This is a genomic window from Mesorhizobium amorphae (genome assembly GCF_014843845.1).
Classification (GTDB): Bacteria; Pseudomonadota; Alphaproteobacteria; order Rhizobiales; family Rhizobiaceae; genus Mesorhizobium; species Mesorhizobium amorphae_A.
Map to the genome: position 1 here is coordinate 140,899 of NZ_JHQS01000061.1, position 25,345 is coordinate 166,243.

General features: G+C 63.1%; 27 protein-coding genes and 1 pseudogene. 15 read left to right on the forward strand and 13 right to left on the reverse strand.

Translation table 11 applies throughout. From position 1 onward, the window contains the following. Nucleotides 1-61: 61 nt before the first annotated feature. Nucleotides 62-795 (reverse strand): annotated as a pseudogene (locus DH08_RS27195) (SDR family NAD(P)-dependent oxidoreductase). A gap of 290 nt (nt 796-1,085) precedes the next feature. On the opposite strand from DH08_RS27195, the gene DH08_RS27200 reads away from it, so the two are divergent. Continuing rightward, nucleotides 1,086-1,982 carry a LysR family transcriptional regulator gene (locus tag DH08_RS27200; protein WP_192182269.1) on the forward strand — a complete coding sequence of 299 codons (897 nt, stop codon included), beginning with the start codon at nt 1,086-1,088 and terminating at the stop codon, nt 1,980-1,982. A gap of 257 nt (nt 1,983-2,239) precedes the next feature. Here DH08_RS27200 and DH08_RS27205 read toward each other — a convergent pair whose 3' ends face one another. The 4 genes from DH08_RS27205 to DH08_RS27220 all read right to left on the reverse strand — a co-directional run bounded on the left by DH08_RS27205 (nt 2,240) and on the right by DH08_RS27220 (nt 4,990). Beyond that, nucleotides 2,240-2,413, reverse strand: a complete 174-nt coding sequence (locus DH08_RS27205) for a hypothetical protein (RefSeq protein ID WP_192182271.1) — start codon at nt 2,411-2,413, stop codon at nt 2,240-2,242. Between the two features lie 244 nt (nt 2,414-2,657). Then, nucleotides 2,658-3,692 carry a sensor histidine kinase gene (locus DH08_RS27210; RefSeq protein ID WP_192182272.1) on the reverse strand — a complete coding sequence of 345 codons (1,035 nt, stop codon included), beginning with the start codon at nt 3,690-3,692 and terminating at the stop codon, nt 2,658-2,660. Nucleotides 3,693-3,841: 149 nt separating this feature from the next. Beyond that, nucleotides 3,842-4,006 carry a DUF1328 domain-containing protein gene (locus DH08_RS27215; protein WP_140554166.1) on the reverse strand — a complete coding sequence of 55 codons (165 nt, stop codon included), beginning with the start codon at nt 4,004-4,006 and terminating at the stop codon, nt 3,842-3,844. Between the two features lie 189 nt (nt 4,007-4,195). After that, nucleotides 4,196-4,990 carry a response regulator gene (locus DH08_RS27220; protein WP_192182274.1) on the reverse strand — a complete coding sequence of 265 codons (795 nt, stop codon included), beginning with the start codon at nt 4,988-4,990 and terminating at the stop codon, nt 4,196-4,198. A 223-nt stretch (nt 4,991-5,213) separates the two neighbouring features. On the opposite strand from DH08_RS27220, the gene DH08_RS27225 reads away from it, so the two are divergent. Both DH08_RS27225 and DH08_RS27230 read left to right on the forward strand, forming a co-directional pair. Further along, the gene (locus tag DH08_RS27225) at nt 5,214-5,417 is read left to right on the forward strand and encodes a NepR family anti-sigma factor (RefSeq protein ID WP_192182575.1); all 204 of its coding nucleotides are present in this window, start codon (nt 5,214-5,216) and stop codon (nt 5,415-5,417) included. A 2-nt stretch (nt 5,418-5,419) separates the two neighbouring features. Further along, nucleotides 5,420-5,971 (forward strand): RNA polymerase sigma factor, encoded by a 552-nt coding sequence (locus DH08_RS27230; protein ID WP_006203856.1) that lies wholly within the window; start codon nt 5,420-5,422, stop codon nt 5,969-5,971. Nucleotides 5,972-6,004: 33 nt separating this feature from the next. On the opposite strand, the gene DH08_RS27235 is transcribed toward DH08_RS27230, so the two are convergent. Next, entirely contained in the window at nt 6,005-6,328 is a 324-nt protein-coding gene (locus tag DH08_RS27235) for a response regulator (protein WP_192182576.1), read from the reverse strand. 215 nt (nt 6,329-6,543) lie between these two features. Between DH08_RS27235 and DH08_RS27240 the strand changes: the two genes are divergently transcribed. The 3 genes from DH08_RS27240 (at nt 6,544) to DH08_RS27250 (ending at nt 8,260) form a co-directional block, all read left to right on the forward strand. Then, nucleotides 6,544-7,305: a Crp/Fnr family transcriptional regulator gene (locus DH08_RS27240; protein WP_192182275.1), complete on the forward strand. Its 762-nt coding sequence runs from the start codon at nt 6,544-6,546 to the stop codon at nt 7,303-7,305. A gap of 152 nt (nt 7,306-7,457) precedes the next feature. After that, the gene (locus DH08_RS27245) at nt 7,458-7,784 is read left to right on the forward strand and encodes an ElaB/YgaM/YqjD family protein (RefSeq protein WP_192182277.1); all 327 of its coding nucleotides are present in this window, start codon (nt 7,458-7,460) and stop codon (nt 7,782-7,784) included. 11 nt (nt 7,785-7,795) lie between these two features. Further along, entirely contained in the window at nt 7,796-8,260 is a 465-nt protein-coding gene (locus DH08_RS27250) for a hypothetical protein (RefSeq protein WP_192182279.1), read from the forward strand. A 13-nt stretch (nt 8,261-8,273) separates the two neighbouring features. Here DH08_RS27250 and DH08_RS27255 read toward each other — a convergent pair whose 3' ends face one another. After that, complete coding sequence (locus tag DH08_RS27255; protein WP_192182287.1) at nt 8,274-9,806, reverse strand: HWE histidine kinase domain-containing protein; 1,533 nt, start codon at nt 9,804-9,806, stop codon at nt 8,274-8,276. A 145-nt stretch (nt 9,807-9,951) separates the two neighbouring features. On the opposite strand from DH08_RS27255, the gene DH08_RS27260 reads away from it, so the two are divergent. Further along, the gene (locus DH08_RS27260; protein ID WP_246801010.1) at nt 9,952-10,125 is read left to right on the forward strand and encodes a hypothetical protein; all 174 of its coding nucleotides are present in this window, start codon (nt 9,952-9,954) and stop codon (nt 10,123-10,125) included. A gap of 26 nt (nt 10,126-10,151) precedes the next feature. Here the strand turns inward: DH08_RS27260 and DH08_RS27265 are convergent, their stop codons facing one another. Further along, the gene (locus DH08_RS27265) at nt 10,152-11,072 is read right to left on the reverse strand and encodes a diacylglycerol/lipid kinase family protein (RefSeq protein ID WP_192182291.1); all 921 of its coding nucleotides are present in this window, start codon (nt 11,070-11,072) and stop codon (nt 10,152-10,154) included. A 256-nt stretch (nt 11,073-11,328) separates the two neighbouring features. Here DH08_RS27265 and DH08_RS27270 point away from each other — a divergent pair, with 256 nt between their 5' ends. Then, complete coding sequence (locus DH08_RS27270; RefSeq protein WP_192182293.1) at nt 11,329-12,675, forward strand: PRC-barrel domain-containing protein; 1,347 nt, start codon at nt 11,329-11,331, stop codon at nt 12,673-12,675. An 85-nt stretch (nt 12,676-12,760) separates the two neighbouring features. Here the strand turns inward: DH08_RS27270 and DH08_RS27275 are convergent, their stop codons facing one another. Beyond that, a complete protein-coding gene (locus tag DH08_RS27275) occupies nt 12,761-14,314 on the reverse strand; it encodes an alkaline phosphatase family protein (RefSeq protein WP_192182295.1) in 1,554 nt (517 codons plus the stop codon). A gap of 224 nt (nt 14,315-14,538) precedes the next feature. On the opposite strand from DH08_RS27275, the gene DH08_RS27280 reads away from it, so the two are divergent. From DH08_RS27280 to DH08_RS27295, 4 genes are all read left to right on the forward strand, one after another. Next, nucleotides 14,539-15,471 (forward strand): VOC family protein, encoded by a 933-nt coding sequence (locus tag DH08_RS27280; protein ID WP_192182297.1) that lies wholly within the window; start codon nt 14,539-14,541, stop codon nt 15,469-15,471. Between the two features lie 5 nt (nt 15,472-15,476). Then, nucleotides 15,477-16,100 (forward strand): alpha/beta hydrolase, encoded by a 624-nt coding sequence (locus DH08_RS27285; protein WP_192182299.1) that lies wholly within the window; start codon nt 15,477-15,479, stop codon nt 16,098-16,100. A 3-nt stretch (nt 16,101-16,103) separates the two neighbouring features. Next, entirely contained in the window at nt 16,104-16,403 is a 300-nt protein-coding gene (locus DH08_RS27290) for a GNAT family N-acetyltransferase (RefSeq protein ID WP_006200562.1), read from the forward strand. A gap of 152 nt (nt 16,404-16,555) precedes the next feature. Next, complete coding sequence (locus DH08_RS27295) at nt 16,556-17,614, forward strand: dipeptidase (RefSeq protein ID WP_192182301.1); 1,059 nt, start codon at nt 16,556-16,558, stop codon at nt 17,612-17,614. Between the two features lie 7 nt (nt 17,615-17,621). Here the strand turns inward: DH08_RS27295 and DH08_RS27300 are convergent, their stop codons facing one another. From DH08_RS27300 to DH08_RS27315, 4 genes are all read right to left on the reverse strand, one after another. Continuing rightward, nucleotides 17,622-17,870: a hypothetical protein gene (locus tag DH08_RS27300; protein WP_192182303.1), complete on the reverse strand. Its 249-nt coding sequence runs from the start codon at nt 17,868-17,870 to the stop codon at nt 17,622-17,624. Nucleotides 17,871-17,872: 2 nt separating this feature from the next. Beyond that, nucleotides 17,873-19,108: an aminomethyl transferase family protein gene (locus DH08_RS27305; RefSeq protein ID WP_192182304.1), complete on the reverse strand. Its 1,236-nt coding sequence runs from the start codon at nt 19,106-19,108 to the stop codon at nt 17,873-17,875. A 211-nt stretch (nt 19,109-19,319) separates the two neighbouring features. After that, nucleotides 19,320-20,882: a phytoene desaturase family protein gene (locus tag DH08_RS27310; protein ID WP_192182305.1), complete on the reverse strand. Its 1,563-nt coding sequence runs from the start codon at nt 20,880-20,882 to the stop codon at nt 19,320-19,322. Then, nucleotides 20,869-22,488 carry a phytoene desaturase family protein gene (locus DH08_RS27315; RefSeq protein WP_192182306.1) on the reverse strand — a complete coding sequence of 540 codons (1,620 nt, stop codon included), beginning with the start codon at nt 22,486-22,488 and terminating at the stop codon, nt 20,869-20,871. Before DH08_RS27315 ends, DH08_RS27310 begins: the two co-directional genes overlap by 14 nt. Nucleotides 22,489-22,688: 200 nt before the next feature. Here DH08_RS27315 and DH08_RS27320 point away from each other — a divergent pair, with 200 nt between their 5' ends. The 3 genes from DH08_RS27320 to DH08_RS27330 are packed head-to-tail and all read left to right on the forward strand — an operon-like array spanning nt 22,689 to nt 25,313. After that, nucleotides 22,689-23,483: a class I SAM-dependent methyltransferase gene (locus DH08_RS27320; RefSeq protein WP_192182307.1), complete on the forward strand. Its 795-nt coding sequence runs from the start codon at nt 22,689-22,691 to the stop codon at nt 23,481-23,483. Between the two features lie 6 nt (nt 23,484-23,489). Further along, a complete protein-coding gene (betI, locus tag DH08_RS27325) occupies nt 23,490-24,176 on the forward strand; it encodes a transcriptional regulator BetI (protein ID WP_192182308.1) in 687 nt (228 codons plus the stop codon). A gap of 54 nt (nt 24,177-24,230) precedes the next feature. Beyond that, the gene (locus DH08_RS27330; RefSeq protein ID WP_192182309.1) at nt 24,231-25,313 is read left to right on the forward strand and encodes an ABC transporter substrate-binding protein; all 1,083 of its coding nucleotides are present in this window, start codon (nt 24,231-24,233) and stop codon (nt 25,311-25,313) included. Nucleotides 25,314-25,345 lie beyond the last annotated feature (32 nt).

A 25,345-nucleotide genomic window follows, 5' to 3' on the forward strand; every position in this document is an offset into this window, starting at 1 on the left:
CGTTCCACCATGGACATGCTAGTTCCCGGCGATCAGCCACTTCCCGCGATCCGGCGCGATTTCAGATGGCCGAGAAGCCGCCGTCGACAGACAACTCCACCCCATTCACAAAGCTCGAATCGTCTGAAGCAAGAAACAGCGCGACCGCCGCAATTTCCTCAGGACGCCCCATCTTTCCCCGCGGGATCAGGGATTCGAACATCCGCTTCCCCTCCTCGGTGGGAACCTGGTCCTGCATCGGTGTGGCGATCGGCCCCGGGCTCAGCACGTTCACGCGGATATTCCTGCCCTTCAGTTCGTTGAGCCAAGTGCGTGCGAATGAGCGCAACGCCGCCTTGCTCGCCGAATACGCGCCGTAACCAGGAAAACCTTTCACCGAAGCAACTGACCCGGTCATGAAGATGGATCCGCCATCGTTGAAGAGCGGCAACGCCTTCTGAACCGTAAACAGCGTGCCGCGCGTATTCACGCCGAAGGTCGCATCGAAATGCTGCTCGGTAATCTTGCCCAGTGGGACGGCTTCGCCCGTGCCGGCGCTCGCGTACAGGACGTCGATCTTGCCCTTTTCCCGCTTGACCGTGTCGAACAGACGGTCGAGGTCGTCGAGATTGGCCGCGTCGCCGCGCACGCCGGTCACGTTCCGGCCAATCAGCTTGACGGCCTCGTCGAGCGCCTCCTGCCTTCGACCGTGATGAAAACATAGGCGCCTTCTTCAACAAACCGCCTGGCGCTCGCCAGCGCCATGCCGCTCGATCCACCCGTGATGACTGCAACCTTACCGTCTAGCTTTCCCATGACTTTTCCTTTCAGGCTCTGCCTTTTGGTCGTTCGGGAAGAACCCCGAGAGCCTGGAATTAAGTGTGCCGGGGTCAGGCTTTGAGTGCGGAAGCGCGCACATCGGTGGTGCAAAATCGATCCGGTTGGACGACTGACGCCAGTCGCTACGATCGATGCCCACCGTTTGGAATGGGCCTTGCTTGTCGGCATGGGCTATGATGACCGCCCCGCGCCACCCACATACGAGATGCTGTTCGATGTGTTAGATACGGGCTTTGGAGGCGCACCGCGCGGTGCCGGATTGCACCATGATCGACTGGGATGACGTTCGCTACTTTCTTGCCGTCGCGCGCGGAGGCTCGGTGCGGGCTGCCGCCGAGCGCCTCGGTGTGAACCACTCGACCGTGCTGCGACGCGTCGCCCAGCTCGAGGAACGCCTCGGGGTGCACATGTTTGAAAAGCTGCCTTCGGGCTACCGCCTGACGGCTGCGGGCGAGGAGGTCCTCGAGTTCGCGGACCAGATGGAAGTGTCGTCGCACCTGCTGGAGACGCGCGTCTTCGGGCGCGACCAGAGCGTGCGCGGGCTTCTGCGGGTGACGCTGGCACCGCCCCTCACGACACACCTGCTCATGCCGGACTTCGCCGATTTCGCGCGTCTGCATCCGGACATCGAGATGGAAATCTTGTCGTCCGGCGAGCTGGCAAATCTGACCAACCGAGAGGCCGACGTCGCGATCCGCGTCGTCTACGACCGCAAAACCCTGCCGCTCAATCTTCACGGCCTGAAGGGACCGGAGCTGTTCGGCGGCGTCTACATGTCCTGCGATCGACTAGCCGCGTGGCGTACGGGCGCGCCTGATCCCATCCGGTGGATCGTCATAAGCATTCATGGAATTCCGGAATGGGCCAGCGAGGGTGAGGTTCGTACCACGGGCGTTCCGTTCAGGACCACGGACGCCGAGGCGCAGATCGTTGCTGTACGGCAAGGGCTCGGGATGACGACACTGCCGTGCTTCATTGGCGATGCCGACCCCCTACTGATGAGGGTGCCGGGCACCGACCTGCACATGTACGGAACGGTTTGGCTTCTCACACAGGGGGAGACACGCAAGACGAAGCGCGTGCGGCTCTTCACCGAGTTCGTATCCCGCAGGCTCGCCGCGTACGCGCCGCTTCTCGCGGGGCTGTCTGTATCGCGCGACTGATGCGCAGCAGGTCGCCGGCGACGCTTGCAGTGGACAAGTGCCTGCAAGCGGACATCCCAGCATACGACTTGGGTCGATAGCGCGGCCCGCCTTCCTTCCGCGATCCGGACCTTCACTACGGCGATTAGGCCGAGCTGAGCCGCAGCATCGCTTCGCGGCGACCGTGTCCGGCTGCTGCGAGCCGAGTTCTTGCACAGCCTGGCTCGCAAGGCTCCGCTGTGATCTTCAGACGAGCGCGAGATTGTTCGGGTTCGACGTCAGGTCAGTTGCCATGCCGCCGCCAGCACCACGGCAGCGACCAACACGACAGCGGCGAAGTGAAGCAAAGGGTGGAAGTGCCGCGAAGCCGAGGTCGGGGCCTCGGGGTCCTGGAATCCACTCATCGAGACGCGGGCGGCTTGCTCAACCCTGTTCATGTCGGCAACCGTCAAGACCAATCCTCCCTTAGAGCGGTTTTGATAGAAACGCTGCCCGCTCCAAGTATTTGTTTTTGCGCAATTCCGGACGGAAAACCGCTGCGCACTTCCTGGAATTGCTCTGTTGCGCTGCGACCGCGACGGGATATCCGCCGGGTCGGCAGGCTCCAGTGCTATCCGGCCAAGGCAGCATCCAATTTTATGGTGAACAGCCGGTTAAGAACTGCAACTTTCTCGTGTGTTGGCACGCGATATCCGGTCAGTCCGTTTCGAAATTGCCGTGCGGCACGACGAGGCGGTATTCGACACGGTCGCCGGTGATCTCGAGCGTCGCCGTTCCGTTCAACGATGTCGGTACGACGCGCTCGAGCGCAACGCTGCCAAAACGCTTCTCGCTGGGTTGCCGGTCACGGGCGCCGATGGCTTCGGCCCATGTCAGCGACAGGGCAGGCTTGTCGGCCGAAGCGGCGGTCAGTTTGGCTGTGACCTCGACAAAGCCATCCGGGCGCGACAGGGCGCCGTAGCTCACCGAATTGACGGCGAGTTCGTGCATCGCCAGGCCAATATGCAAGGCGGCATTGGGGTTGAGGTAGGGATTCTCGCCGGCGAAATGCAAGCTTCGCCTGGGGTCGGAGCCGTAGCGCGCAACCTGTCCGGAGACCAGCTCGCGCAGAGCTGCACCCCGCCAGTTGGAGGACGTCACCAGATCCTGGGACGAGGCCAGCGACTGCAGCCGGCCGCGAAAGCGCGTCAGGAAATCACCGAGCGTCTCGGAATAGCGGCCGGTCTGGGTGGCGATGCTCTGGATGATGGCCAAAAGGTTCTTCGAGCGATGGCTGACCTCGCGCAGCAGTGTCTTCAAGGTCTGCTCGCGGCGTTTCTGCTCGGTGGTTTCCACCATGGTGGTGACGACCCCCTGTACGGCGCCGCTTTCGCCATGATCGGCATCGATCCACACCTGGAACCAACGTATGCCGTCCTCGACGGGAACACCGAGTTCGAGACGTTCCGGATTGCCTGAGGCGACGACGTTGCGTTTGGCGGCGCCGATGCGCTCTGCCTGCGCCGGCGGCAGTATGCCGTTGCTGTCGGCGGCGTCGGACGCCCATGGCGCGCGCATGTTGCGCGCCCACACGGTCTTCATGTCGCGATCCTGGTAGAGAACGGAAATTCCGGCATTGTGCAGCGCATGAAGAAGAGCCCGGCCAAGCTGCATTCCGCTTTCGGCCGGATGCAGAGCGATGACTTCATCACTCCGCCGGCTGTCGTTCATGTCTGGGGCCTTGGAACGCATTTTTTTGCCACCGAACCCAGGCTGAACGGTTCATTCTGAAATGGGTTCCCCTTAAACGGTCCGCCGGGCGGCACCTCGTTGGAGTGCACCGCCCGGCGGTGGCTGGAAACCGTTTGAGGGGTGCGGCTTCCAGTGTCAGATCGCGCCCTTCACGCCCGTTTGAACAGGCCGGCAAGCAGCGAAATGATCAAGAAGGCGAGAAAGATGAAGAACAGTATCTGTGCAATGCCGGCCGAGGTGCCGGCGATGCCGCCGAAACCAAGCGCGCCGGCGATGATCGCCACGACGAGAAATACGAGCGCCCAGTATAGCATGATCCGTCTCCTTCCAATGCTGAGGCAAAACGTGGTTGGTTGGTGTTTGTTCCACCATTTGCCGAAAAAGACGATCCCCGGAAAGCCGCTCCAGGCGCGAAATTAACCTTGCGGCGCGGCGGTCGAGCGACCGGCGCGCAACACGTCATCTCATTGGGAAACAAGCGCCCCGATGGCGCGGGCCTCGGCCTATGCGGCTGCCTTGGCCTGCCTGTCGAAGAACAGCGCCTGGCTGATCAGCGCCTTGACCATATCCGGGTTGAACGGCTTGGTGACGAGGAAGGCCGGTTCAGGCCGTTCGCCGGTCAGCAGGCGTTCGGGAAAGGCGGTGATGAAGATCACCGGCACCGATGTGGACGACAGGATCTCGTTCACCGCTTCGATGCCCGAGCTGCCGTCGGCAAGCTGAATATCGGCCAGCACCATCTTCGGCCGCGTCTTGCCGAATATCGTCACCGCCTCGGCATGGGTGCGCGCCGTTCCGACCACGCGATGGCCAAGGCTCTCGACCATCTCCTCGATGTCCATGGCAATCAGCGGCTCGTCCTCGATGATCAGCACGTCGGTCGCCACCTGGCGGGAAATCTCGTTGCTCGCCTGGGCAAGCAGATCCGAAAATTCCTGTTCGTCGGCATCGAGAATTTCCGCCGCCTCATCCTCGCTGAAGCCTTCGACGGCGACCAGCAGGAAAGCCTGGCGCGGGCGCGGGGCGATCGCGTTCAGATTGGCCGCGGCGCGTTGCTCCCATGCCGATTGGGCATGCTCCTGCGGAACACGGATGGCGATCGAGGTGAACAGCCTGGCGAAAACCTTGTACAGCGCAATACGGTCGTTCGATGCAGCGGGAAAGATATCGACGTCGGCGATGATGGCTTCGAGCATCGCGGCGACCAGTGCATCGCCACTTTCCTGTGATCCGGAAACGGCGCGCGAGAAGCGGCGCAGGAACGGCAGGTGCGGCGCGATGGTGGCGGAAAGGCTCATGATGGACGTCTCCCTCAGATGACGCAATTGCATAAGTCGCAGGTCTAGCTGAATGCAAGTCCCGAAGACCCAAACGCCAGCTTTCCTAAAAAGTTCCGATCAACGTGGAACTAATATAAGAGGATGGCGTTCTGGGCTGGGATGGGCAAACCAGACGAGGGTGCCGCTTGCCTTTTGTTTTGTGTTGTTGGGGTGCGGCTCGGGTGCTGGAATCAAGGGCAAAATGAAGAATATGACGAAAGATATCACGGCTGGCGCCGCGGGCAGGCGCCGGGCTGCTTCCGGTGACCCGCTCGGGCCAAATTCGGAAATCGGCCGCAAACTCAAGCAATATTACGATGAGCTGGTCTCCGATCACGTGCCGGATCGTTTTGCCCAGCTGCTCAGCCAGCTGGAGCGGACCGAACCCGCGCCGAAGAAGGACTGAGCATGACGGCCGTTTCCCAGAGCTTCAAGACCGATCTGCTCGGCTCGATCCCGAGCCTGCGCGCCTTCGCCGTGTCGCTGACGCAGAACGCCGACAAGGCCGACGACCTGGTGCAGGAAACGCTGGTCAAGGCCTGGGACAAGCATGAAAGCTTCCAGCCGGGCACCAATCTCAAGGCCTGGCTGTTCACCATTTTGCGCAATGAATTCTATTCTCAAATGCGCAAACGCGGCCGCGAGGTGCAGGACAGCGATGGCATCATGACGGCGAGGCTCGCGGTGCATCCGGCCCAGCACGGCCAGCTCGACCTCAAGGATTTTCGCGGCGCGCTCGAGCAACTACCCGAGGACCAGCGCGAAGCCATCATCCTGATCGGCGCGTCCGGTTTTTCCTACGAGGAAGCCGCCGAGATTTGCGGCTGTGCGGTCGGCACGATCAAAAGCCGCGTCAGCCGGGCCCGCACACGACTGCAGGAGATCCTGAAGATTTCCGGCGAAGACGAGTACGGCCCGGATGCGATCTCGGCGCAGGTGACGGGGTCGAACGCAGCGTGAGCGTCAACTGGCCCCGGTGCACGACATCCTGATTCAGACTGGTCCGGACGAGCGCCCGCAGGCCGCAGCCACAGCCTCGACGAGATCGTCTCCCGAATAGGGTTTTGCGACCAGCCTGACGCCTGGAAAAGACGCCTTGATCTCGTCGGCGTCCGAATGACCGGAGGCGAAGATGAAGGGCACGCCCGATTCGCGCAGTGCCGAGGCGAAGTCGCGTGTCGATGCGCCACCCAGCATGAGGTCGACGATGGCCGCATCAAATTGCGCAACCACATCCTGGGGCTTGATTTCCGTAAGGTCGCGGGCAATCACTACGTTGCCGGCTCCATAGTCGCGGCACAGCTGCTCGACATCCATGGCAATCAGGAATTCATCTTCGAGGACGAGGATACGCAATCCGTCGAGCAATGAGGGCACCGGGCAATGTCTCCTTGAAACGGAGCGAGTCATGATCGCTATTTGGCGGTCTGTCATTTAAAAAAGACATGGCCATGGCGATTGCGGAACCTTCCGTTCCGGCAACGCGTTTGCAGTCGGCCCCGTCAGAGGCCGGGTTTCGAAGAGGGGTCGAAATGCCCGCGCAACACGGTCGTTCTTTCTCCAGCCGTCAATATCCATGCGAAGACTGCCCTCTGCGGCCGCTGCCGGCGTTCCGCGAGTTCGAGAAGAAGGAACTGCTGTTCATCAGCACGTTCAAGAAGGGGGAACTGGCCGTCGACAAGGGCGCCACGGTCCTGGTCGAGGGCAGCCACAGCGCGCATCTCTACACGGTGCTCTCGGGCTGGGCCTTCCGCTACAAACTGCTGTCGGACGGCCGCCGCCAGATCCTGAACTATTCGATGCCCGGCGATCTCATCGGCCTGCAGGGCAGCCTGATGGGCGAGATGCAGCACTCCATCGAGGCGCTCTCGCCGATGCTGCTGTGCGTCTTCGAGCGCGAACAACTGCATGAGCTTTATCGCAATCATCCGGGCCTTGCCTACGACATCACCTGGATCGCATCGCGGGAAGAGCGCATGCTGGACGAGAACCTGCTCAGCATCGGTCGGCGCACGGCGATGGAACGTGCCGCCTATCTCATCGCCTTCATCTCCAGCCGCGCCCGCGCGGTCGGCCTCAACGGCAAGATACCGGTGCAGATACCGATCACCCAACAGCACATCGCCGATACGCTTGGGCTGTCGTTGGTCCATACCAACAAGACGATCCGCACGCTGATGGACCGCAAGCTGATCGTTTGGCGCGATGGCGGCTGTGAGGTGGTCGACAGCGACAGACTCAAGGAACTCGCCCATTGGGAGGGGCTGAGTGAGGATCGCCGGCCGCTGATCTGACGCTTCGGCCGAAGGAATTCGAACCGGGCTGGACTCATAAGCGCAAACACCCTTTCATGGTCGTCGTTCCGATTTCGGAACCTTGGGGCGTATGTTCGGAACCTCGGCGTGTGTCGGGCGTTTGAAATCAAGCAAACGCAAGGAGTTAAGCAATGGCGACTGCCACTGGAAAGACCGCGAACGAAAGCCGGGCGAATTCGGACCTCGAAGCCGACATCAGGCAATTGAAAGCCGACATCGAAAAACTCACCAAGCAGTTGGCCAAGACCGGCGAACATGGGTATGGCACGGCGCGGCGTGCCGCCAGCGAAGGCGTCGAACAATTGCGCGCCCAGGGCGAAGCCGCCTTCGACAGTTTGCGCGGCAATGCCAAGGATATTGAAGCGCAGATCGCGGCGAATGTGCGTGAAAAGCCGGTGACCTCGCTGGCGATCGCCGCCGGCGTAGGCTTCCTCTTCGCGCTGCTGGCGCGGCGCTAGTCCCTGCACAGATGGGAATGCTGGCATCGCTGATCTCAGCCCTCGCCACAGGCGAAACGGTTGCGGCCCTGCGCCGTGCGCGCACGGCCGCAATCGTCTATGCAGTTGCCGCGATTGCCGCACTATGCGGCCTCGGCTTCCTGATCGGCGCGGCCTACATCTGGGCGGCAGAACGCTATGGCTCGTTGGCCGCCGCCATAGGCTTCGGCGTCGGTTTCCTGGCGGTAGCAGGGCTTATCCTCATCGTCTATCAGTTGTCGGCCGGTGCCCGCGCGCGGCGCCGGGCGCGCAGGCGTAGCGCCGACATGAAAGCGATCGGCATCACGGCCGCCCTTGCCGTATTGCCGGCGCTGCTCAAGGGCAAGGGCGGCCTGGGCGCCATTCTTGGCCCTGCGGTGGCGCTCGCCGCTTACGCCATCTACCGCGAGAATGTGAAGCCCGACGCCGACGACAAGGATACCGGCGAAGCTGACTAAATTAGATTCGGGCTTACTTCGGCAGATCCTCCAGCGGCATGGAGATTTCGGCAAAGACGCCCTCGGGGCGGTATTCGTGGGTCACCTCGCTGGAGATGACCTTGGCCAGGCTTCGGCGGATCAGGATCGAGCCAAAGCCGTGGCGGTCAGGGGGCTCCACCTGCGGGCCGCCGCTTTCGCGCCAGGTCAGCACCAGGCGCCGCGCGCCTCTTTTGCCTTCGGCCTTCCAGGTGAGATCGACCCTTCCGGACGCCACCGACAGCGATCCGTATTGCAGCGCATTGCTGGCAAGCTCGTGCAGGATCAGGCCCAGCCCAACCGCCTGGTCGGGCGTCAGCAGGAGATCGACGCCGGAAATTGTCATGCGCGGCCGCTCGGTGCTGTCGAACGGTTTGACCTCGATCTGCACCAGCTCCCTGATGCCGATGCCGCGCCATTCACGGTCCGACAACAGATTGTGGGCAACTCCCAGCGCCTGCAGTCTGGCGCCGAAGGCTTCGAGGAATTCGCTGGGCTGGCGGGCATGGCGAACGGTCTGTGTCGCCAGCGCCTGCACGGTCGCCAGCGTGTTCTTGACGCGGTGGTTCAGCTCGCGCAACAGCAACCTTTGCCGCTCGTCGCCGAGCTTGCGCTCGGTGATGTCGTAGTTGACGCCGAAGATCAGTGTCGGTTTGCCGTCGCCATCGCGCTCGATGACACGGCCGCGCGTGGCAACCCAGCGCGGCGGATGTATGCCCTTGACGCGATATTCGCCAAAGTAGTCGTCGCTACCGGTCAGCGCGTCGCGAAAGCGAGTCTCGGTCTGGTAGACGTCGCGCGGGTCGATGGCGGCCAGGATGTCGCGGGCCCTCAGGCGGTTGGAATGCGGCAGGTTGAACAGCTCCGACAGCAGCACATCGCATTCGATGATGTCGGTGCGGATGTCCCAGGCCCAGCTGGCGAGCGATGCGGCGTCTAGCGCGATGGCGCGGCGCTTTTCCTCGCGCTCAAGTGCGGCCGCGGCGATGGCGCCATTGCGGGTGGCGTCCTTCAGCGTGAACAGGCTGGCGGCAAGGCCGGCAAGCGCCTTCAATTGCTCGAGCTTGGCGGCCGAAGGAAAGGCGTGAGGCTTGCGGTCGAGCACGCAGAGCGTGCCGATGCGGGTGCCGGCCACCACCATCGGCGCGCCGGCGTAGAAACGGACATGGTGCTGGCCGGTGACCAGCGGATTGCCGGCGAAGCGAGGGTCGAGGGTGGCGTCGGCCACCACCATCGGCTCGTCGCCGGCGGCGATCGCATGGGCGCAGAAGGATATTTCGGTCGCCGTTTCGGTCTCGTCGAAGCCAATGCAGGATTTGAACCACTGCCGCTCGGCATCAACCAGGGTGATCAGCGCGACAGGCGCCTGCATGACGGCCGCGGCGAGGCCGCTGATGCGATCGAAGTCTGGATCAGCTGCCGTATCGAGCGCATCGAGGCCATGGAGGACGGCAAGCCGGTCCGGCGCGGTTACGGCGTCGAAGACTTCGGCCGGCAGAGCCGGTGCTTTTTCAACCCTGTTGTCCACCGAGCCCCCAAATACCCGGGTTTGTGGTCGCAAGCCGCCATGCCGTCAGACGCGGCTGCCCGCGGAACCTTCGTAGCAAGGAATCGTTACCCGACCATGCTTTGCCAGTCTCGTCCGCCGGCGCAAAACCATGGGGGAGCCGACTATGAAAATCATCCCTGAAGATAAGGCCCGTCAAGGACGTTGGGGGCGGCACGGCCTCAGGATTCTGATCGCGGCCCTGCTTCTGGCTTTTGTCGCATGGGGCATCGCCGAGATTTATGGCGAGATGATCGACACCAACACGCCCGCCGAACAAGACCAGGCACCCGCCGGCTAGCTGCGGCTTCATGGCGTCGGGCTGCATCACGCCGCCCTGGCCTGAGCGGCGCGCGCGGGCACAAGCACGTTCAACGCGCCGGGGTGGATCCGGATTTCCGTTTCACGCTCGAGCCTGATCAGCTCGCCGTCCATGACGGCGCGGAATTTTTTTGCTGCCGAATGGATTTTCAGGACCGCCCTGTCGGCCTGGTGGATTTCGACATGCTCGCTGTCGCGCCATCTGCCGCGCGCCATGTCGAGGAAGAACCTGGCCAACTCGCCACGCTGCCGCGCCACTGCAACGTAGATGCCGAGCACGCCGCCGGTAGGATTTTCGGCATAGGGCAGGTGGCCCTCGCCGAACAGATTGTTGGAGATGCCGATGCCGGTCGTACGGGTGACGATCTCGGCTTCGCCAATGGTCAGCGTCACCTTCATGGCCGGCGGGTTCTTGATGGTTGCCCAGGCGGCACGTACCGAGGCCCGCATCTTTCCCAGGCGTGAGCCGAACTCCATCTTCTGGCGCAGTTGCACGATTTTTGCATGCAGGCCGATCGAGAGCTGATGCACGAAAGGCCGGCCGTTGGCGCTGGCAATGTCGACGGCGATCACCTCACCGTCGGCAAAGGATTTCACGGCGGCGTCGAGCGTTTGCGGGATGCCGAGCCCACGGGCGAAAAGGTTCATGGTGCCGGCGGGCAGGATGGCCAATGCCTTCTTGCGGTTCATCAGCAGGGCCGCCGCGGCCGAGATGGTGCCGTCGCCGCCACCGGCAAGCACGACGTCGACACCACGCCGCGCCGCGGCTTTCTCCAGCGCGGCCTCGATGTCGCCGCCGGCAACGATATCGACGTCGATGGAATGGCCCGCTGCCTCCAGCGTCCTGCGCATTTGATCGGAAAAGGCCGGGAGATCGGTCGTGCGCAAGGTGCCGCCGTCCCGGTTCAGCACCGCTGCAAATCGCATACCCGCTCCGATTTTCTTCACAATCCATCGGGCCGGGAAGGTCCCAGCCAAAGGCTGAAACGAAGTGGCCGATGAAAGGTTCCCCTGGCTGGGGGCGAAATCCCGCAAGGTTTCCTGCGACTTATCCGGATGTGCCGAGCACGCCTAATTTCGGAACAACAGCGTGGTCACGACGTTGTGAACCAGTAGGAGGATGCCGAGGCGGACGTCTCGTCTGGGCTCGGCACACAGAAATCAGGCACGAGGAGAGACGATCATGATCCGCACTCTTTTAGCGACGACCGCGCTGGCAACGCTGATTGCAACCGGTGCTTTCGCACAGACAGCAACAACCCCAGCGCCTGCAGAGGCACCCGCCACCGAGACTGCTCCCGCGGCTCCGGTGGTGCGCGCAGAAGGCAGCCTGATGACCAACATCATCGGTGAATCCGTCTATAATGGCACGGCCGACGATGCCCAAAGCATCGGCGAGGTCAGCGATATTGCCTTTGACGAAAACGGCAAGGCGAAATCCGCTGTCATCGGCGTCGGCGGCTTTCTTGGCATCGGGGCGAAGGATGTCGCGTTCGACTACGACAAGCTGCAATGGGTCGAGAAGAACGGCGACCGCTGGCTGGTCGCGGAGACGACGAAGGAAGCGCTGACGGCGCTGCCGGACTTCGACAGGAAGCCTTACGATCCTGTCCCGCCAGCAACGACCGATACGTCTTCCACCGACGCTACCGGAGCACAGAAGCCCGTCGACATGAATGCAGCGCCGGCCGAACCTGTCGTGAAGAAGGCGGATGGGAACCTGGCTACCAACATCATTGGCGAATCCGTCTATAACGGCACCGCTGACGACGCCCAGAGTATTGGCGATGTGAACGACATCGTTCTGACCAAGGACAACCAGGCGCAGTCGCTTGTGATCGGCGTCGGTGGATTCCTTGGCCTGGGCGAAAAGAACGTCGCCTATGACTTCGCAAAGACGCAATGGGCCGAACGGAACGGCGATCGCTGGCTGGTCGTGCAGACGACGAAGGAAGAGCTGCAGGCGCAGCCGGACTTCAACCGCAAGGCCTATGATCCGGCACCGGCGGCCAGCACGGCCTCGAACGAGGTCCCGAAGGCCGCCGCCCCGACAACGACCGCTCCGGCCCCGGGGGAGAAGACAGCTGAGGCTCCGGCCGCCCCTGCGCCCGAAGTAACAGCTGAGGCTCCGGCTGCCCCCGCGCCCGATGTGAAGGCAACCGACCCCACGCAAACCGCGGCGATCGACAAGTCGACGCTGACAGAGATGCCGGTCGGCGAAATCAGAGGTGATGACCTCAAAGGGACGACCGTCTACGGCGCCAACGACGTCAAGGTCGGCGAGATTGGCGATGTCGTGCTGGCGCCGGACAGCAAGACTGACGCGGTCATCGTCGACGTTGGAGGCTTCCTCGGCGTCGGGGAGAAGGAAGTGGCTGTCGGCATGGACAATCTCAAATTCATGACCGACAAGGACGGCAAGAAGTATCTCTACACCACCTTCACCAAGGAGCAGCTTGAGGCACAGGCCGCCTACGACAAGGGCAGCTACGCCGAGAAGCGCGACCAGCAGCGGATGATGGTGAAGTAAGGGAATAGGGAGTAGGGAGTAGGCAATGGGGCAGTAGGCGAAGAAGAACTGGCCAAGCACCAGGTCGTTCGGGATGTTCTACTGCCTACTGCCTACTGATGTATCCCACAACGCCATTTTCCGTCAGTTCGGCCAGCGCTAGTGACTGGTCGAGATGGGCGGCGCGCCAGGCTAGGAGTTTTTCGGCAAACTCGAGCCGCACCGCGACATAGGCCGGATCGGTGGCCATGTTGGTCAACTCGCCGGGGTCCTTCGTCAGGTCGAACAGCAGGGGCGGCAGGCCGCCGCCGAAATGCACATATTTGAAATCTTCCGTGCGGATGACGGCAAGATTGCACTGGCGCGAGCCAATGCCGAAATGGCGTTCGGGTTCGCCGCCGGCGATCGAGCGGAAATCGAATTCCCAGTGTGCTGCGTCGCGCCAGTCCTTGGGCGTCTCGCCCTCCAGGAACGGCTTCAGCGAAAATCCGTCGAGATGTGGCGGCGGATCCTGGCCGAGCAGGTCGAGCAGCGTCGGCAGTATGTCCACGGCCTCGGTGAAGCGGTCGACCTGGCTGCCTGATACATCGCTCAGGCGCGGGTCGCGGATGATCAGCGGGATGTGAAAGCTGCCGTCGAAGAAGCCGCCTTTGCCCAGCATGAAATGATCACCCATCATCTCGGCGTGGTCCGAGGTCAGCACGATGATTGTGTCGTCCCAGGCTCCTGCCGCCTTGAGCGCTTGCCAGAGGCGGCCGAGTTGTGCGTCCGCTTCCGAGATCATGCCGTAATAGAGCGCGCGGATGGCGCGAAAATTGTCGTCGCCCCAGTCGCGCACCTTGCCTTCGCTGCCAGGCCGGAAGTTTTTTCGCTTCTGCCGGCCGAGATCGTAAACCAGATAAGGGTGGCTCTCGGCCTCGGCTTGCCAGTTCTCGGCACGGCGGAAGGCCGGACCGTCGGCGGGATCGTATAGTGTGTTGTAGGGCTCCGGCACGATGAAGGGCGGGTGCGGACTGATGAAGGAGAGATGTGCGAACCATGGCGCGCCGCCTTCCTGTTCGCCGAGCCAGCGGATGAACTCTCCGGCGAGGAAGGCCGTCGGCGTCTCGTCCTTCGAATAGACGGGCGGCGTTAGGGTCACGTCATCTCCGGCCTCTCCACCAACAGGGCGATGGATGTCGGGAAAGCCGGCGCCGGTTTCGACGCCGCGCGCCTTCAGCCATGACAGCCAGGGTTTCTGGTGCTCGGGCAGGAACTGTCGTACGCTGAAGCCGGGCAGCACGCCCTCGTAGCTCTTCAGCCTGGGGTCACCAGGCGCCAGGCGGCGCGGGTCGAGCGAGACGTCGGTGTAGCCGAATAGCGTCGGATCATAACCGAGGGCCCTGACCGCGAGCGCGATGTTGCCGTGGCGAGCGTCGATCGGCGTGCCGTTGCGGCAGACGCGGTTGTTCATCTGGTAGAGGCCGGTGTAGAGGCAGGCACGCGCCGGCGAGCATGGTGCGGCTCCGCCATAGTGGCGTCGGAACAGGACGCCGTCGGCAGCAAGCGCGTCGGCGTTCGGAGTCCTCACCACGGGATGGCCGGCGGCGGACAGGCAATCGCCGCGCCATTGGTCGCAGGTGATTAGGAGAATGTTTGGGCGTCTACCGGACTTGGCCAATCTGGGTCTCCTCACTGGATGAAGGCGCGCCGCTCATGGAGCCGAAATTCCGGACCGTTGCAAGCCGGAGTAGGTTCGTGACTGGTGAACAAAACGCGCTTCTTCGTTCACTTTTACAGCACAGTCCATTCTGTGTTTGCGTCCTTGGCCGCCGGCGTGCCTATCCTCATATTGGCATGGACAGCGGCATGGGCCGCACAAGTACCAAGGGAAGGAGCAGAAAAATGCTCGACCAGATCAAGGGCCTGCATCACGTCACCTCGATGGCCAGCGATGCGCGCCAGAACAATGAATTCTTCACCAAGAAGCTTGGCCTGCGCCGGGTCAAGAAAACCGTCAATTTCGACGCGCCCGACGTCTACCACCTCTACTATGCCGACGAGGTCGGCACGCCGGGTTCGGTGATGACCTGTTTTCCGTTCCCGAACATCGGCAAGGGCCGCCATGGCGTCGGCGAAGTCGGCACCACCGTCTATTCCGTGCCCGAAGGCACGCTTGCCTATTGGGAGAAGCGTTTTGCCGATGAGGGCGTTGCCGGGCTGTCCCGCGAAGAAGCGTTCGGCGAGAAGCGGTTGGCCTTTACCGGTCCCGATGGCGACGGCTTCGCGCTGGTCGAGGACAAGGCGGACAGCCGTGCGCCGTGGGTGAAGGGCGGCGTACCTGCCGACGAAGCGATCCGTGGCTTCCACTCGGTGTCGCTGCGCCTGAAAGATGGCGGTGCCACCGAGGAGCTGCTGAAGTTCATGGGCTATGAGGAGGTCGACAAGTCCGGCAATGTCCGGCGGCTGGCGGTCAAGAACGGCAACGGCGCCGATGTCGTCGACATCGAATCGCTGCCGGGTGCCGCTTTCGCCAATCTCGGCGCCGGTTCGGTCCACCATGTCGCCTTCGCCGTCGAAAACCGCGCGAAGCAGCTCGAAGTGCGCAAGGCGCTGATGGAGACTGGCTATCAGGTGACGCCGGTGATCGACCGCGATTATTTCTGGGCGATCTATTTCCGCACGCCGGGTGGCGTGCTGTTCGAAGTCGCCACCAATGAGCCGGGCTTCGACCGCGATGAGGACACTGCCCATCTCGGCGAGGCGCTGAAGCTGCCGGCGCAGCACCAGCATCTGAGGCCCTATCTCGAACAGCATCTGCAGAAGCTGGAGGGTTGAGGGCTATGAGCAAGGACGCCTACATCCACAAGCTGCTGCCCGGTTCGCCGGGCGGCCCGCTGCTCTTCGTCTTCCATGGCACCGGCGGAGACGAGAGCCAGTTGCTTTCGCTCGGGCGCGATCTCGTTCCAGACGGAACGATAGTGTCGCCGCGCGGCGACGTTGCCGAAATGGGCGCCGCACGCTTTTTCCGCCGCACCGCCGAGGGCGTCTACGACATGGATGACCTGTCTCGGGCCACGGACAAGATGGCGGGCTTCGTCAGGGCGCAGGTCGAGGCAGCAAAGCCGTCGTCGGTGCTTGGGCTCGGCTATTCCAACGGCGCCAACATCCTGGCCTCGGTGGTGTTCGCGGCACCCGACCTGTTCGATGCCTCGGTGCTGATGCATCCGCTGATCCCGTTCGAGCCGGAGGTGAAAGGCAGCCTTGCCGGCCGCCACATCCTGGTCACTGCCGGCAAGCGCGACCCGATCTGTCCGCCCAACCTGACGTCGCGGCTCGAGGCCTATTTGCGCGCCGATGGCGCCGATGTCACTGTGGAGTGGCATGAGGGCGGGCACGAGGTGCGGCCGAATGAAATCGAGGCCGCCCGGCGGTTCTTCGCCGGCGTGCCTGTTGAAGGAGCCTAAGCAATGCCTGACCAATTGCCTGAGATCGAACTGGAGGACCGCGGCTCCAAGGGTCGTTATTTCTTGCGCGGACCTGGCGGTGCCGAGGCCGAGATGACCTTCACCAAGATCGGCGAGCACCAGCTCATCATCGACCACACCGAGGTGCCGGATGCGTTTCGCGGCCAGGGCGCGGGGCTTCGGCTCGTCACCCGCGCCGTAGAGGACGCGCGCGCGGCCGGCAAGAAGATCATCCCGCTCTGCCCTTTCGCCAACGCCCAGTTCCGCCGCCATCCGGAATGGGCCGACGTGCTGAAGCAATAGGCGTTTGTCCGCGCGGAGACACACGGCCGCGCGGGCAGAAACAAACGCAATCACCTGTCTGGCATTTGCGCGATTTGTCCATCTTGCCTAAGTAGAGGTATCGCCCGCAGGCTTGCTCCCGGCCTGCGGCCCCTCAACCGAATGGCTTCCTGATGACCGAAACCGATCTCGTCCCCGTCTTCGACGGCCACAACGATACGTTGCTGAGGCTCTATCAGTCGAAGGGTGCGGATGTCGAAAAGCTATTCATCGAGGGGACGCAGGGCGGCCATATCGACCTGCCGCGCGCCAACAAGGGCGGCTTTGCCGGCGGCATGTTCGCGATCTTCCCGCCGCCGGTCGAGAAAACCAAACGCGCCGCGGTGCCGCCGGCGCCGAGCGACAACGAGCCCTTGCCGCCCGAGCTTCCGCGCAGTGAAGCCCTCACCTCGACCATCGCCATGGCCTCGATCCTGTTTCGGCTGGAGCGGGCCGGAGCGCTGACCGTCTGCCGCAGCGCCGGCGATGTGCGCGACGCGATGGCGAAAGACTCGATCGCGGCGGTGTTCCACATCGAGGGCGTCGAGGCGATCGATCCCGAACTCACCATGCTCGACGTTCTGCACGCCGCCGGCCTGCGTTCGCTCGGCATCGTCTGGAGCCGCCCGAATGCCTTCGGCAACGGCGTGCCGTTCCGTTTTCCGTCCTCGCCCGACACCGGACCCGGTCTGACCGATGCCGGCAAGGCGCTGGTCAAGGCGTGCAACCAGCTCAAGATCATGGTCGACCTCTCGCATCTCAACGAGAAGGGTTTTCGCGACGTCGCTGAAATCAGTGATGCGCCGCTGGTCGCCACGCATTCCAACGTGCACGCGATCTGCGGCCATTCCCGCAACCTTACCGACTGGCAGCTCGGCGCCATCCGCGAAAGTGGCGGCATGGTCGGGCTGAACTTCGCCACCGGCTTCCTGCGCGAGGACGGCAGGATGAACGCCGACACCTCACTCGAGATCATGGTGCGCCATGTCGACTCGCTGCTGCAGGCGTTGGGTGAGGACGGCGTCGGGCTGGGATCGGACTTCGACGGCGCGATGATTCCGGCCGTCATAGGCGATGTCGCCGGCCTGCCGAAGCTGATCGACGCGCTCGCCGCGCGGGGCTTCGGGCGCGCGTTGATCGAAAAGATCGCCTACCGCAACTGGATCGGCATGCTCGAGCGGACAATAGGGTAGATCGGCGCTACTGGCCTGATCCCATGCGCTTCAGCCAATCCTGGCCGCCGCCGCGGTCGCGGATGATCGGTAACGGATCGGTGGAATCCAGCCGCGCGCAGATGCGATAGACCTCGAGCGTCTCGGCGCTCATCTCGCCGCGCTTGTAGAAGAACATGGCAGCGGCATAGCGCGTGCGGCCCGACCATTTTTCACCGAGCGGCGTGTTGACCAGTTGCCACTGCTCAGAGGCTTCTAGCTCGGCCTCGTCGATCATGGTCAGAAGTCCGCCGGCGGGTTGGCGGTGCGGCGGTCGAGCTTGATGAAGGGGCGCTGCACCACCTTGGCCCGTTTCATCAGCTTCTGGTACTGCAGCTCGCGCATGGCGTAGATCTCGACCCAAAGGTCTTCGACCATCGTGTCGCCGAAAGGCCTTGCCAGCGACGCGATGGCGATGTTGCGCTTGGCCATCGGCGACCACATGGCGGCGCTGACCAGCCCGACCTCCTGGCTCCTCTTGTGGTAGACGATGGCATGTTCGGCCGGGATGTTGCCTTCGATCTCCAGCCCGACCAGCACATGACGCAGCTTCCGCTTCGTCCGCGCTTCGAGGATGGCGCGGCGGCCGTTGAAATGGCCTTTCTCCACGTCGATCATGAAGCCGAGGCCGATCTCGTCGGGCATGCGCAAGCGGTCGGCGCGGATGGCGTGCCCGGCGGTGGTGAAGTCGGCATTGGCGACGATCAGCCCGGCCTCCAGCCGGGCGCGGTTCAGCGCCGTGTAGCCGATGGCGCGGATGCCGCGCAATTCGCCGGCAGTCATCAGCCGGTCCCAGAGGCTTAGCGCCTTCTCGGTTGGCACGAACAGTTCGTAGCCGAGGTCGCCGGTGAAGCCGGTGCGCGAAATGGTGATCGTGTCGCCATCATGTGGGAACTCGGCGAGGTCGAAAATCTTCAGTTTTTCCACGCCTGCGAAACCGGCATCGCGCAGCACGGCGAACGAGGTTGGGCCTTGCAGGGCGAGGCCGGCAACGGCTTCAGTTTCTTCCTCGATGCTCACACCGAAGCCTATGGCGCTGTCGAGTAGCCAGGGCAGATGCCGCTCCTGCGAGCATAACCGGAAGCGTGTCGGGGAAAGCCTAAACAGCGTGCCGTCATCGAGGACAAAACCTTCGTCGTCGCACCAGGCGGTGTAGTGGACGCGGCCCGGCTTGAGCTTGGTCACGTCGCGCAAGGTGACGCGGTTGAGGAAGGCCTCGGCGTCGGGACCCTCGATGCGGTATTTCGTCATTGGCGAGATGTCGAACAGGGCGGCCTGACTGCGGATGGCGAAATATTCCAGTTCCTCGTCCCACAGCGAATGCGGGGCGCGGTAGCCGGCCCAATTGTACCAGTCCTGGGTCCTCGCCAATGCATCGATGCGCGGCTGGAACGGCGTGTCGAGGCGCAAGGTGCGGAAATGAGATTGCGCAGCGGTGCGGGCGGTCGTTGGGTTCATGGTAGGATGATGGTTCATGACGGCGTTCCTTCGCGCCCCCCTCTGTCCTGCCGGACATCTCCCCCACAAGGGGGGAGATCGGCTGGCCGTATGGCCGGCTCATCTCCTGCAGCGTTGGTGATTGGCGAAAGCGTTGATGAGAGCCAATCTCCCCCCAAGTGGGGGAGATGTCCGGCAGGACAGAGGGGGGCGTCGTAGAGCACGGGCTTGGCCGATTGGTTGATCATCCCTACCCCCTCATCGCGATAATGCGCCGCGCGGCATTCAAACCCGGAGCGCCGGAAACGCCGCCGCCTGGGTGCGAGCCTGCGCCGGCGAGGAATAGCCCTTCGACCGGCGTGTCGTAGCCCGACCACCCGGAGACTGGCCGCGACATCAGCATCTGGTCGGCCTGCAATTCGCCGTGATGCCAGTGACCGCCGGGCATCCGGTAACGCGCCTCGATGTCGGCCGGTGTCAAAAGTTCGATGTGAAGCACGGTCTTGGAAATGCCCGGCGCGTAAGTCTCGAGCTGAGCCATAGTCGCCTTCAGGAATTTCGGTTTGCCCGCGCTCCAGCCTTCCTTCAGCACATAGGGCGCATATTGCACGACCGCCGACAGCACGCAGGCGCCGGCGGGCGCAAGCGACGGATCGGCGAGGCTGGGCAGCGTAATCTCCATCACGGGTTCAGGTGAGAACTCGCCATATTTGCAGGGATTGAAGGCACGCTCGACTTGATCGGGCGAGGGCGCGATGACCAGGCGGCCCTTGTGGCCGGCGGCGTCGACACCGGCGAACTGCGGCGGCCGGTCGAGCGCCAGATTGAGCTTGGCCGCATCGCCCTTCATGCGGATATTTTTCACCTTGCGCACGAAGCCGGTGTCGACCTCGCGCGGTCCGACGAGATCGAGGATGGTTGTTGCCGGATTGACCGCGGAGACGATCGTTTTCGCATGCAGCACATCGCCGCTCTCGAGCGCGACCCCGACGGCGCGACCTTCTTCGACGATGATCCTGGCGACAGGTGACGCTGCGCGGATGGTTACGCCGGCCCTCTCCGCCGCTGCGCGGATGGCGGCGACGACCGCGCCCATGCCGCCTTTCGGCAGCATCTGCGCGCCGGCGATGCCGCCCGTTTCGCCCGCAAGCCGGTAGTAGAGGCCGAGCAATGAGGTCGGCGAACGCGGACCGAGATGGCTGCCGAGCGTGGCATCGAAGGCAAGCAGACCTTTCAGCCGGTCGTCCGAGAGCTGCTCGTCGATCAGGTCGGCGACATTCATTAAAAGCACGCGCAGGAAATCGCGCATGTCCTCCTTGCCGAGTTTCTTCAGCGCCAGCGCTGTCTGGCCAAGTGCTGCCGTCTCAAGCAGCGACATGCCGGCGAGATCAGGTGGGCGGCGTGACAAGAACGGCTTCAAAATGCCGGCATAGCGCAGCAGTTGCGCGCGCAATTCCTTCCATGCCGATTGCTCGGACGAACTGGCGCCGGTCAGCACCTCGCCATAGGCGCCATAGAGGACGAGCGGACCGTCCTTCGACAGCGCCACGGACGGGGCGAAATCGTCGCGCGCGACCTGCAGGCCGTGTCTTTCCAACTCAAGCGTCTTCACCACATCGGGATGCAGCCGGTTGAGCACATGGGCGACGGAGGAGACACGAAAGCCCTGCGCGAACTCCTCGGTGCGGGCAGCGCCGCCGACATCGTCGGCAGCCTCCAGCACGAGCACCTTGCGGCCGCTCTTCGCCAGCACTGCAGCGGCGACAAGGCCATTATGGCCGCCGCCGATGATGATCGCATCAAATGACGTCATGGGCGGGGCTCATATGCGAGGTTGATTTAGCGAGATCGCGCAGGATTTCGGCGGCGGCATTGCGGCCGGGCGCGCCCATGACACCGCCGCCGGGATGAGTGGAGGAGCCGCACATATAGAGCCCACTGAGCGGCGAGCGGTATTGCGCGTAGCCGGGCACCGGACGATTGAACAGAAGCTGGTCGAAAGTCAGTTCGCCCTGGAAGATGTTGCCTTCGGTCAGCCCGACCTCGGCCTCGATTTCGCGCGGCGTGCGCACCTCCATGTGGACGATGCGGTCGCGGAAGCCAGGCGAGTACTCGGCGATCTGCGCAATCACGCTTTCCGCGAACCCGTCGCGATCGGCGTCGGTCCAGTCGTGGCCGTTCACCTTGGGTGGCGCGTATTGCACAAAGCAGCTCATGAAATGCTTGCCCGGCGGAGCCATGGTCGGGTCGAGCGTCGTCGGGATGACCATGTCGAGGAACGGGTCGGCCGACCAGCGCCCGGCCTTCCAGTCGTCATAGGCGCGCTCCATGCGTTCCATCGAATCGGTGAAATGCATATCGCCGCGATAGACCGGCGAATCCTTCGGCAGCGCCGGGAATTCGGGCAGCGAATCCAGCGCGATGTTGACCTTGCCCGACGAGCCCCGGATCTTGAAATTCCTGACCCGGCGCAGGAAGATGTCGGGCAGTTCCTTTTCTTCGACCAGTTTCAAGAAGGTGCGTTTCACGTCGGCGTTGGAGACGACGAGCTTGCCATAAATCTCCTCGCCGCCGGCCAGCACCACGCCTTTCGCCTTGCCGCGCTTGACCAGCACGTGATCGACCTCGGCTCCCGTGCGGATCGTGCCGCCGGAAGCCTTGAAGGAGGCGGCAAGCGCCTTGGTGACAGCGCCCATGCCGCCGCGCGCATAGCCCCAGGCGCCGACCGAACCGTCGACCTCGCCCATATAGTGGTGGAGCAGCACGTAGGCCGTGCCGGGCGACATCGGCCCAAGCGCGGTGCCGATGATGCCTGACAGCGCGAAGTTCGCCTTGATGACGTCGGTCTCGAAATATTCGTCGAGGAAGTCCGAGATCGACATGGTCCAGAAGCGCAGCGTCAGCGCCATTTCTTCCGCCGACAGTCCGGCGAATTTCTTGCCGAGATAGAGCAACTCGCCGATGTCGCGCGGCCGCAAGCTTGTCGGGTCCGGCGCGGTGCGCATCAGCAGCGGCTGAATGAAGCGGCACTGCCGCGTCACGTCTCGGGCATAGCGGTCATAGGCTTCGGCATCGCGTTTGGAGAAACGGGCGAACTCGCGCCGATGGGCGTCGTGATCGCGGTAGTTTGCGAGATAGTCGCCATCCCTGGTGAACACCGCACCACCTTCATAGGAAATCACCTGCAGGCCGAAGCGCGGCAGCTCGAGGTCGCGCATGATCTCGGGCCGGAACAGCGAGCAGACATAGGAGCAGTTGGAATAGAGAAAACCGGGCGTCAGTTCCCTGCTGGTGGCCGCACCGCCGACCCAGTCGTTCTTCTCCACCACCAGCACGTCGAGGCCGGCGCGCTGCAGGTAGCAGGCGTTGACCAGCCCGTTGTGGCCGCCACCGATGACGATCGCATCCCACGCCTTCATATACGCCGAGCCTTCATGGCGATCTCACCGTTCATTTTTATGTGATCTGTTCCCGAATGCTCGGAATTTGGCACGGCTTCAGTCGTTTTGTCCAGTCATATTGAATGAATGTTCAACAAATGATGTTGCATTTTCCTGTTTATGCGCTAGGCTTTGCCGACATTCTGGACTGTCCAGCAGGCAGTCGGAGCTGAGGTCAGATGATCGAAACGGCGGACGCCGAGCCGGAATATGACGACGCCGCCATCCGCTTCCTGGAGGCGCTTTGGGGCGCCGGCTATCTGTCGCCGGGCGGGCCCGACGAGGTCGACCGGGTCGTCGAAGGCCTGTCGCTCGCGGGCAAGACGATCCTCGACATCGGCTGCGGCGCCGGCGGCACTACATTGCATTTGGTCGAGCACCACGGTACCGCTCACGCCATCGGCTTCGATGTCGAACGGCCAGTGATCGAGACGGCACGCCGGCGCGCGGCCGCACAAAGTCTCGGCGACCGCGTCAGCTTCGTCCAGGCGCCGCCCGGTCCGTTGCCTTTCACGGATGCTTCCTTCGACGTCGTTTTCTCCAAGGATGCGCTGCTGCATGTGTCCGACAAGGACGCGCTGTTTGCCGAAATCTTTCGCGTGCTGAAGCCGGGCGGAATGTTTGCGGCATCGAACTGGATGATCTCGCATGATGGCGAACCGTCGCCCGAGATGAAGGCCTATGTCGCGGCCGAAGGCCTGTCCTTCGCCATGGCCTCGCCGGTACGCTACGCTGAGGCGATGCGGCGGGCAGGCTTTGCCGACGTCACCATTCGCGACCGCAATCCCTGGTATCGCGAGGTCGCCCGCGGCGAGTTGGAGAGGCTGAAAGGTCCGCTCTATCCGACGGTCGCGGCCGCGGTCGGCGCGGCCTATGTCGACAAGAACATCCGGACCTGGGAAGCCATGCAGAAGGTGCTTGACAGTGGTGAACACCGTCCCACTCATCTTCGCGGTCGAAAGCCGGTTGGGTAGCCGGCAATGCTGGAGATCATGACGCCGATGAAGACCGCAGAAGCCAGGGATGTTCCGCCTGAACCACCGCGAAAAGGTGACGCTGAAAAGCGCGGCCGCAAGGCCTCGAAGGAGGTCCGGCAGCAGCAGTTGATCGAGGCGACGATCGATTCGCTGGCCAAGCGCGGCTATTCGGAAACGACGATGGCCGATGTCGCCGATGGCGCGGGCCTGTCGCGCGGCATCGTCAACTTTCACTTCGAAAGCAAGGACAAGCTGCTCGTCGCCACGTTGCAATACATGGCCGACGAATATGCCGCGCACTGGCGTGCCGCATTGACCAAGGCCGGCGAGGATCCGGCCCACCAGTTGCGGGCGCTGGTCGCTGCCGATTTCGACCGTTCGATCTGCAACAAGCGCAAGCTGGCCGCCTGGTGCGCCTTTTGGGGCGAGGCCAAGTCGCGGCCGACCTATCAGGCGCTCTGCGGCGCGCGCGACGCGGCCTACCAGAAGATCTTCATCGATCTCTGCGCAACGCTCAAAGAGAGTGGCGGCTATGCCTATGAGCCGCAAGTCATCGCCTTGGTGCTGAGCGCCATGCTGGAAGGCCTGTGGCTGCGGCTGATGATGGGGACCGAGGACGTCACCCGCGAGAGCGCGCTGCAGGCGGCGAACGCGTTCCTGTCGGCGGCATTTCCAAAGCATTACCCGTGAGAAAGCCGGCGGCATCAAGCCGGCATCAACAACCAAAAAGAGGATGGAACAGCAATGAAGATACTCAGCCGACGCCTGACACTGACATTGGCACTGGGTGCAACGCTGGCGGCTTCGGCGGCGGCGCTCGCCGTTGCCGCCGACAAGGACCTGATCGTGTTCGACTGGTCCGGTTACGAAGACCCCAGCTTCCACCCGAAATATGTCGAGAAGAACGGCGACTCGCCGACATTCACCTTCTTCGGCGACGAGGACGAGGCGTTCGAGAAGGTCCGCTCCGGCTTCAAGGCCGACCTTGGTCATCCCTGTTCGCAGAGCGTGGTGAAATGGCGCGAGGCAGGGCTGCTGCAGCCGCTCGACACCTCGAAGATAACGGGCTGGAAGGACCTCAATCCCGGCATCATGGCGATGAAGGATCTTGCCACCACCGCCGACGGCAAGGCCTGGTTCATGCCCTGGGATTGGGGCAACACGCAGCTGACCTACAATTCCGACAAGGTCGACGAGAAGGACGTGCAGTCGCTGAAGGCATTCGCCGATCCCAAGTTCCAGGGCAGGGTTTCGATCGGCGACAATGTCGACGACGCCTACGCGCTGGCCAGCCTCGCCATCGGCCTCAAGGACTGGACCAAGATGACGGACGACCAGTTCAAGCAGGCATCCGACTTCCTGCGCCAGGTGCACAAGAATATCCGTTCCTACTGGACCGATACCACCGACATCGTCCAGCAGCTGAGCGGTGGCGAGGTCGATCTCGCCTGGGCTTGGAATGACGCCACGGTGCAGTCGGTCGCCGCCGGCGTGCCGATCAAGGCCAAGAAGGACACCGCCGAGGGTATCTCGACCTGGGTCTGCGGCTATGTGCTGTTCAAGGATGCGCCCGACAATGTCGACAAGGCCTATGACTATCTGAACGCCATCAACGATCCGGAAACCGCCAAGGTGCTGGTCAAGGATTGGGGCTATGGCCAGGCTAACGCCAAGGGCATGGCCGGCGTCGACCAGGCGCTCCTGAAGGAAAAGGGCTATGACGACGTGCAGAAATTCGTCGACAAGACGCTGTTCCAGTCGCCTGTGCCCTCCGATCTCAAGCTCAAGATGATCGCCGAGTTCGAGAAGATCAAAGCCGGCTATTGAGGCTGCTCCGACGGGCCCGTCCGCCCGCCGAC

Bases quoted from the DNA above. Each gene is read 5' to 3' on its own strand.
- DH08_RS27315 (WP_192182306.1), bottom strand. From the start codon at position 22,488: ATGAAGGCGTGGGATGCGATCGTCATCGGTGGCGGCCACAACGGGCTG.
- DH08_RS27300 (WP_192182303.1), bottom strand. From the start codon at position 17,870: ATGATCGACGAGGCCGAGCTAGAAGCCTCTGAGCAGTGGCAACTGGTC.
- DH08_RS27285 (WP_192182299.1), top strand. From the start codon at position 15,477: ATGAGCAAGGACGCCTACATCCACAAGCTGCTGCCCGGTTCGCCGGGC.
- DH08_RS27295 (WP_192182301.1), top strand. From the start codon at position 16,556: ATGACCGAAACCGATCTCGTCCCCGTCTTCGACGGCCACAACGATACG.
- DH08_RS27200 (WP_192182269.1), top strand. From the start codon at position 1,086: ATGATCGACTGGGATGACGTTCGCTACTTTCTTGCCGTCGCGCGCGGA.
- DH08_RS27215 (WP_140554166.1), bottom strand. From the start codon at position 4,006: ATGCTATACTGGGCGCTCGTATTTCTCGTCGTGGCGATCATCGCCGGC.
- DH08_RS27235 (WP_192182576.1), bottom strand. From the start codon at position 6,328: ATGGATGTCGAGCAGCTGTGCCGCGACTATGGAGCCGGCAACGTAGTG.
- DH08_RS27210 (WP_192182272.1), bottom strand. From the start codon at position 3,692: ATGCGTTCCAAGGCCCCAGACATGAACGACAGCCGGCGGAGTGATGAA.
- DH08_RS27305 (WP_192182304.1), bottom strand. From the start codon at position 19,108: ATGAACCATCATCCTACCATGAACCCAACGACCGCCCGCACCGCTGCG.
- DH08_RS27260 (WP_246801010.1), top strand. From the start codon at position 9,952: ATGAAAATCATCCCTGAAGATAAGGCCCGTCAAGGACGTTGGGGGCGG.
- DH08_RS27320 (WP_192182307.1), top strand. From the start codon at position 22,689: ATGATCGAAACGGCGGACGCCGAGCCGGAATATGACGACGCCGCCATC.
- DH08_RS27240 (WP_192182275.1), top strand. From the start codon at position 6,544: ATGCCCGCGCAACACGGTCGTTCTTTCTCCAGCCGTCAATATCCATGC.
- DH08_RS27250 (WP_192182279.1), top strand. From the start codon at position 7,796: ATGGGAATGCTGGCATCGCTGATCTCAGCCCTCGCCACAGGCGAAACG.
- DH08_RS27265 (WP_192182291.1), bottom strand. From the start codon at position 11,072: ATGCGATTTGCAGCGGTGCTGAACCGGGACGGCGGCACCTTGCGCACG.
- DH08_RS27290 (WP_006200562.1), top strand. From the start codon at position 16,104: ATGCCTGACCAATTGCCTGAGATCGAACTGGAGGACCGCGGCTCCAAG.
- DH08_RS27280 (WP_192182297.1), top strand. From the start codon at position 14,539: ATGCTCGACCAGATCAAGGGCCTGCATCACGTCACCTCGATGGCCAGC.
- DH08_RS27220 (WP_192182274.1), bottom strand. From the start codon at position 4,990: ATGAGCCTTTCCGCCACCATCGCGCCGCACCTGCCGTTCCTGCGCCGC.
- DH08_RS27330 (WP_192182309.1), top strand. From the start codon at position 24,231: ATGAAGATACTCAGCCGACGCCTGACACTGACATTGGCACTGGGTGCA.
- betI (WP_192182308.1), top strand. From the start codon at position 23,490: ATGCTGGAGATCATGACGCCGATGAAGACCGCAGAAGCCAGGGATGTT.
- DH08_RS27230 (WP_006203856.1), top strand. From the start codon at position 5,420: ATGACGGCCGTTTCCCAGAGCTTCAAGACCGATCTGCTCGGCTCGATC.
- DH08_RS27310 (WP_192182305.1), bottom strand. From the start codon at position 20,882: ATGACGTCATTTGATGCGATCATCATCGGCGGCGGCCATAATGGCCTT.
- DH08_RS27270 (WP_192182293.1), top strand. From the start codon at position 11,329: ATGATCCGCACTCTTTTAGCGACGACCGCGCTGGCAACGCTGATTGCA.
- DH08_RS27245 (WP_192182277.1), top strand. From the start codon at position 7,458: ATGGCGACTGCCACTGGAAAGACCGCGAACGAAAGCCGGGCGAATTCG.
- DH08_RS27225 (WP_192182575.1), top strand. From the start codon at position 5,214: ATGAAGAATATGACGAAAGATATCACGGCTGGCGCCGCGGGCAGGCGC.